Origin of the sequence: Kitasatospora sp. NPDC007106, from assembly GCF_040634455.1 — a bacterium.
Taxonomy (GTDB): Bacteria; Actinomycetota; Actinomycetes; order Streptomycetales; family Streptomycetaceae; genus Kitasatospora; species Kitasatospora arboriphila.
On sequence record NZ_JBEYFP010000290.1, the window covers coordinates 1 to 7,142 of the forward strand.

3 protein-coding genes are annotated in these 7,142 nt (G+C 73.9%); 2 read left to right on the top strand and 1 reads right to left on the bottom strand.

Annotated features, from left to right (window positions below):
* Window positions 1-141: 141 nt before the first annotated feature.
* Entirely contained in the window at window positions 142-2,802 is a 2,661-nt protein-coding gene (locus ABZ641_RS21100; RefSeq protein ID WP_359983851.1) for an MXAN_6230/SCO0854 family RING domain-containing protein, read from the top strand.
* 55 nt (window positions 2,803-2,857) lie between these two features.
* Here ABZ641_RS21100 and ABZ641_RS21105 read toward each other — a convergent pair whose 3' ends face one another.
* The gene (locus tag ABZ641_RS21105; protein WP_359983853.1) at window positions 2,858-4,522 is read right to left on the bottom strand and encodes an alkaline phosphatase D family protein; all 1,665 of its coding nucleotides are present in this window, start codon (window positions 4,520-4,522) and stop codon (window positions 2,858-2,860) included.
* A gap of 277 nt (window positions 4,523-4,799) precedes the next feature.
* Here ABZ641_RS21105 and ABZ641_RS21110 point away from each other — a divergent pair, with 277 nt between their 5' ends.
* Entirely contained in the window at window positions 4,800-7,097 is a 2,298-nt protein-coding gene (locus ABZ641_RS21110) for a collagenase (protein ID WP_359983856.1), read from the top strand.
* Window positions 7,098-7,142: the final 45 nt, after the last annotated feature.

Genomic DNA, 7,142 nt, shown 5'->3' on the forward strand with positions numbered 1-7,142 from the left:
GGCGGGGCTGCACTAGGGTCGCGGATGCGGGCGGCTCCGCGGCGTGCTTCCTTCTCCTTCCTCCTCGAAAAGAACCAGCGTGCCCCCTCTCCGCCCCCCCTCTTCCTCTCCCGCCTTCGCATCCCCCGGGGGATTCTCCGTATGACCCGAGTCGCCTCGGCTGACGTCGACGTCGACCTCGATTCGTTCCTGCTCCGCCGCCGCGGAGCCGTCTGTGTCCCGACCGCGGGCCTGCTGCCCGCCGCGGACCCCTGGAGCACCGCCGGCCTGGTCGCCCTGGACGCCGACCTCGCCCAGCGCGGCCACCTGCTCACCGTCGGCCTGCGCGCCGCCCTGGCCCGGCTCACGCCCACCGCGCTGGCCGCCGTCGGCAGCGGACTGCTCGCCCGGATCGACCACCGGCTCGGCGCCGACCGCCGGCACCTCACCCTGTTCCACCGGTTCCCGGACGCGGTGCCCGACCACGCGCACATCCTCTACTCGCGCAGCATCCGCGCCTTCCTGCTCAACCAGCCGCGCCAGCCCTGCGCGCACTGCGGCCGGGTCGGCGCCGAGGCGGGCATCGCCGCACTCGCCCCCTGCGCACACCTGCTCTGCCCCGGCTGCCACCACGGCCTGACGGCCCAAGGGCGCGGCGACCGCTGCCCGTTGTGCGCCACCCCGCTCGCCGACGAACCCTGGCTCGGCGAGGACAACCCGGCCGGCCGCAAGGCCGCCGAGGAGTTCGGCGGCGAGCAGACGCTCCGCCCGCTGCGCCTCGCCGAGGGCGAGACCCTCGACGTCGCACTGGCCGAACTGACCCGGCTGCTCGCCCGCCGCACCCCGCTCGACCCGCAGGACCGCGAGGACCTCGCCGCGCTGCTCGCCCTCGCCCCCGACGACCTGGCGATGCGCCTCCCCGCGCAGATCCCCGTCCGCGAGACCAAGGCCGTCGTCCTCACCGCCCTGCTGCGCCGCGACCCGGACGGCGCCCTGCCGGTGCTTGCCGAACGGATCGACACCGCCACCGACGTGCTGCGGCTGCTCTGGTCCTGGTCCGGCGCCGAGCCCGACCTGCTGCCCGCCACCGCCCGGCGGCTACGGCTGCGCAACCTGCCCCGCCCGCTGCGCCGCGGCCTGCTGGCGATCCTCGACGGCCTGCCGCTGCCCTCGCTCGCCGAGGACCTGCGCCGCCACCGCTCCGCCTGGCTGCGGGCCGGCGAACTCCTCCACCCGTACGAGTACCGGAACCGCTACCCGACGATCGCCGCGGCCTTCGTGCTGCTGCGGGAGACCGACCTGCGGGAGCACCCGGTCGGCGCCGGGTTCGCCGAACCGCCGCACCCGCTGCGGGTGGTGGAGACCGGCGGACGCACCAGGCTCGGCTTCACCGGCTTCGCAGGCCGGGCCGAGTCCCGGCTCGCCGCCGGGGACGTCGCCGGCGCGGCCCGCACCCTGGCAGCCCGGCCCGGCGAACTCGCCCGCCGCCTGCACCACCTGCTCCGGGTGCAGGCCGCCACCGCCCCCGGCGAACCGCTGCCCGCGGACGTGCTGCGCACCGTCACCGACGCCCTGCGCGGCGCCGCCCCCGGCCCGCTGCTCGGCGCCTACGGCCGGCTGCGCGGCCACCGCGAACAGGGCGAGCGCCGGCTGTACTTCCCGCGCGGCACCGTCTCCCTGGCGCACGCCCGGGAGGACCACGGCGCCGTCGTCCCGGCCGAACTCGCCCGCCCGGTCGTCGAGTCCGTGGAGACCGAACTGCTGCGGCGGTGCGCGGGGGAGCGCTACGACCTCGCCCTGATCGACGAGGGCCTCGCCGACCTGGTGGTGCCGTTCGCCGAGCGGGCCGCCGCCAAGACCCTGGTCGCCGTCCCGCGCGGCAGCCGGCAGCGCCTGCCCGCGGGCGAGCGCCTGCGGCTGTTCCTGCACTGGATGCAGCCCGAGCACCTGCGGGTGGACCTCGACCTCTCGGTCGCGCTGTACGACGCCGAGTGGCGGTTCACCGGGCTGTGCGACTACACCGAGCTGGTGCACGGCGACCGGGCGGCCGTCCACTCCGGGGACTTCGTCTCCGCGCCGCCGCCGCACGGGGCCACCGAGTTCGTCGACCTGGACCTCGGTCGGCTCGCCGCCGCCGGCAGCCGCTACGCGGTGATGATCGTCTTCAGCTACAACGACGTCGCCTTCGAGCAGCTCACCGACGCCTTCGCGGGCTTCATCCAGCTCTCCGCGGCCGACCGCGGCGTCGGCCACTACGACCCGAAGGCCGTCCGGCAGCGACTCGACCTGATGGGCGACGCCAAGGTCTGCGTCCCGATGATCGTCGACCTGGAGGACCGCCGCTACACCTGGACGGACCTCAACACCGGGGCGGACGGCGGCTTCCACAGCGTCCGCCGGTACAGCGAGGAGGTCGGCCGGCTCTCCAAGGACGTCCTCGACCACTTCTCCCCGGGCAACCGGGCCACCCTCTGGGACCTCGCCGTCGCGCAGGCAGCCGCCGGCGCCGACGAGGTGCTCGTCCGCGGCCGGGACGGCGCGGGGCTGCGCAGCTGGCGCCGCCACGAGGGCGAGCCGGTGGAGGACTTCGCCGCCCGCCTGCGGCAGCTGGTGGGAGCGGACGCCGCCGAGCGGGCCACCGCCACCGAACGCCTGGCCGGCACCCGGGCGTTCGTCGCCCTGGTGGACGGCGACGTCCCCGCCCCGGAGAAGCTGTCCGGCTCCGCCTACCGCCTCTACCCGGGCCCCTTCGACGCCGCCCCCGAAGAGGTCGAACGGCTCACCGCCGGCGACCTGCTGGTCCGCTTCGCACCCGGAGCGTAAGGGGCGAAGGGGCGCCCGCCCGCGGCCTCTCCTGCCGCGGGCGGGCGCGTCTGGGTCACTTGACGGGGGACCAGACCCGTTCGACCTGCTGGGTACCGGTGCGGGTGCGGTAGGAGCGGGTCCACTTGGTGGTGGCGTCGCGCCGGGTGCGGTCGGAGAGGATGTAGTAGTCCATCTGCACGGCCTGCGGGGTGATGTCGAGGACGCCGTAGCCGTGCGAGTCGAGGTCGACCCACTTGATGTGGCGGTTGGCCGCCTGGATGGCGGCGGCCGCGACCAGCGAGAGGGTCTGCGGGGCGACCTTGAGGAAGTCGTCGATGTTGTCGGAGCTGACCGAGGTGACGACGAACTCGGTGGCGACGCTGCCGGAGGCCGGGTAGGTGGCGGCCTCGTTCGGGACGTCGGCGGCCCAGGCGGAGTGGATGTCGCCGGTGAGGAAGACGGTGTTGCCGATGCCGTTGTTCTTCAGGTGGCCGAGGAGCTCGCGGCGGTCGTGGGTGTAGCCGTCCCACTGGTCCGGGTTGATCGCGAGGCCCTCGCCGGGCAGGCCGAGCAGCTTGGCGATCGGCCGAAGCAGGTAGTCCGGCAGCGACAGGAAGGCGACGGGGGAGATCATCACCTCGTTGCCGATGAGCCGCCAGGTGGTGTCGGAGGCGGAGAGACCGGACTTCAGCCAGTCGAGCTGGGCGCGGCCGGTCATGGTGCGGTCGGCGGAGTCGACGTCGCCGCTGCCGACCTTGACCTGCTGGGAGCGGAACGACCGCAGGTCGAGCAGGTGCAGGTCGGCGAGCTTGCCGTAGCGCAGCCGGCGGTAGGTGGTGCCGGCGATCGACGGGCGGACGGGCATCCACTCGAAGTAGGCCTGCTTGGCGGCGGCCATCCGCGCGGACCAGTCGCCCTCGGTGCCGGGGGTGTGGTTCTCGGCGCCGCCGGACCACGCGTCGTTGGCGAACTCGTGGTCGTCCCAGATGGCGACGGTCGGCACGATCGCGTGCAGGCCCTGCAGGTCCGGGTCGGTCTTGTACCTGCCGTGCCGGGTGCGGTAGTCGGCGAGGGTGGTGATCTCGTGCGCGGGGTCGTGCGGGCGGACGACCTTGCCGGCGGCGCAGAACTCGCCGGTCTTGTACTCGTAGATGTAGTCGCCGAGGAAGAGGAAGACGTCGAGGTCGCCGCGGGCGGCGAGGTGGCGGTACGCGGAGAAGTAGCCGGCCTCCCAGTTGGCGCAGGAGGCGACGCCGAGCCGCAGCCGGTCGAGGGCGGCGTCGGCGGCGGGGGCGGTGCGGGTGCGGCCGACGGGGGAGGAGACCCCGCCGGCGGTGAACCGGTACCAGTAGACGGTGTCGGCGGTCAGGCCGCGGACGTCCACCTTGACCGTGTGGTCGGTGGCGGCGGCGGTGGTGACCGTGCCGCTGGCGCGCACCGAGGTGAAGGACTTGTCGGTGGCGATCTGCCAGACGACGTCGGTGGCCGGGCCGGCGCCGGAGCCGGGGACGGCGTCCGGGGTGGGCGTCACTCTCGTCCAGAGCACGACGCCGTCGGCGAGCGGGTCGCCGGAGGCGACGCCGTGCAGGAACTGCGGGGCGGTGGCGGCGGTGGCCGGCGCGGTGCCCGCGGCGATCGGCAGGACGGCCGCGCCGGCGGTGAGGGCGGCGGCCTTCAGCACCCGGCGGCGGCGCGGCCGGGCGACGGCGGGGGACACGGAGTCGGTGGTCTCTGTCACAGCGTCAGAGGCTACTGGCTGGTAATCAGATGTCCATACTTTGGGACGACTATTCCCTGACTCTTCATGTCCACGCCTCTTCTCCGCAGCTCAGGCCCAACTGGGCCTCTGTGGAGCGAACTTGAGTCTGCGTGAGGACTTCCCATGCCATGTGACGCGTGCAATTGTACATGTCACACCTTCACGGACAGCGGAGCCGTGCGGATCGCTCCGCCCTGCCCGTCACCGTCAACGGCCGCCCCCACGCGGCCACTTCACCCGGCCCGGAGGCCCCCACGTGCACACCTCCCGGACACCCTCACCCCTGCGCGCCCTGCGGTGGCTCGCCCTCGCGCTCGTCTGCTGCCTGACGCTCGGTCTGCTGCTCTCCACCGAGAGCGAAGCCGCCCCGAGCACTCCGCAGCACCCCGGCACCACCAGCCGTTCCGGCCCGGCCCCGAGCCCGGCCACCGTCCAGCGGCCCGAGACCGCCCTCGCCCCCGCCGAGGCCGCCCTCTCCCGCCCCGCCGAACGGGCCCCCCAGCCCGCCTACGACGCCGCCGCCACCCGGCGGGACAAGCCCCGAACCGCACCCTCGACCGCCGAACCCCGCAGCGCCGTCGCACCCCGCACCGCGGCCGCCGCCTGCTCGGTCGGCGACTTCACCGGCCGCACCGGCGCCGCCCTCGTCCAGGCCGTGAAGGCCGCCGACACCGGCTGCATCAACACCCTGTTCACCCTCACCGGCACGGACGCCCGCGGCGCCTTCCGCGAGGCCCAGATGGTCTCCGTCGCCGACGCCCTGCGGGACGTCTCCACCGCCTACCCCGGCGACAACAGCACCTCCGCCGCCCAACTGGTGCTCTACCTGCGGGCCGGCTACTACGTGCAGTGGTACCACTCCGGCGACGTCGGCAGCTACGGCGCCGCCCTGCAGGGCTCGATCCGCGCCGCCCTCGACGCCTTCTTCGCCGCCCCGCACTCCCGCGACGTCACCGACGCCAACGGCCAGACCCTCTCCGAGGCCGTCACCCTGATCGACAGCTCCGGCGAGAACGCCCGCTACCTCGCCGTCGTCCGGCGCCTGCTCACCGACTACGACACCCGCTACGACGCCTCCTGGTGGATGCTCAACGCCGTCAACAACACCTTCACGGTGCTCTGGCGCGGCCACCAGTCACCCGACTTCGTCGCCGCCGTCGCAGCCGACCACGGCGTCCTCGACACCCTCGGCGCCTTCGCGACCGCCCACCTCGGGATGCTCGGCGGCGACCGCGGCTACCTCGTCTCCAACGCCGGCCGGGAACTCGCCCGCTTCCTCCAGCACCCCGAACTCCAGGCCGCCGTCCGCCCGCTGGTCAAGGACCTGCTCGGCCGCACCGCGATGACCGGCCCCACCGCCCAGCTCTGGGTCGGCCTCGCCGAGATGGCCGCCGAGTACGACGCCGCCCAGTGCGCCTACTACGGCACCTGCGACCTCGCGAACCGGCTGAAGGCCGCCGTCCTCACCGTCACCCGCACCTGCAGCCCGAGCATCCGCATCCTCGCCCAGCAGATGACGGCCGACCAGCTCACCGCCACCTGCACCAGCCTCGCCGGCCAGGACGCCTACGTGCACGGCATCGTCCGCGACAACGGCCCGGTCGCCGGCGACCGCAACACCACCATCGAGGTCGTCGTCTTCCACTCCAGCACCGACTACCGCACCTACGCCGGAGCCATCTACGGCATCAGCACCGACAACGGCGGCATGTACCTGGAGGGCGACCCCTCCGCCGCCGGCAACCAGCCCCGGTTCATCGCCCACGAGGCCGAGTGGCTGCGCCCCGACTTCCAGATCTGGAACCTCAACCACGAGTACACCCACTACCTCGACGGCCGGTTCGACATGTACGGCGACTTCGCGGCCGGCACCGCCACCCCGACCGTCTGGTGGGTGGAGGGCTTCGCCGAGTACGTCTCCTACTCCTACCGCGGCGCCACCTACACCGACGCCCTCACCCAGGCCGGCAAGCACACCTACCGGCTCAGCACCCTCTTCGACACCACCTACGACAACGCCGACTCCACCCGCGTCTACAACTGGGGCTACCTGGCCGTCCGCTACATGATCGAGACGCACCGGGCCGACGTCGACACCCTGCTCGCCCGCTACCGCACCGGCGACTGGGCCGGCGCCCGCACCCTGCTCACCGGCACCATCGGCACCCGCTACGACGCCGACTTCGACCGCTGGCTCGGCAGCTGCACCCCCACCGGCTGCGGCCGCCCCGAGTGCACCGACCCCGACACCCGCCGCCTGGAGCCGGGCTGCCGCCGCAGCAACCTCGCCTCGCCCACCGGTGACCACCGCTACCTCTACCTGTGGGTCCCGGCCGGCACCGCCCGCCTCACCGTCACCAGCGGCGGCGGCACCGGCGACGCCGACCTCTACTACAGCAACACCAACTGGGCCACCAACACCGCCTACACCGTGAGGTCGGCGGGCACCGGCAACGCCGAGACGCTCACCGTGACCAACCCGCCCGCCGGCTGGAACTTCGTCAGCCTGTACGCCAAGCAGGGCTTCGACGGGGTCTGGGTCGAGACCTCCTGACAGCCGCGCCCTCCGGCGCCCGCGCCCGGCCCGCCGCACCCCGGC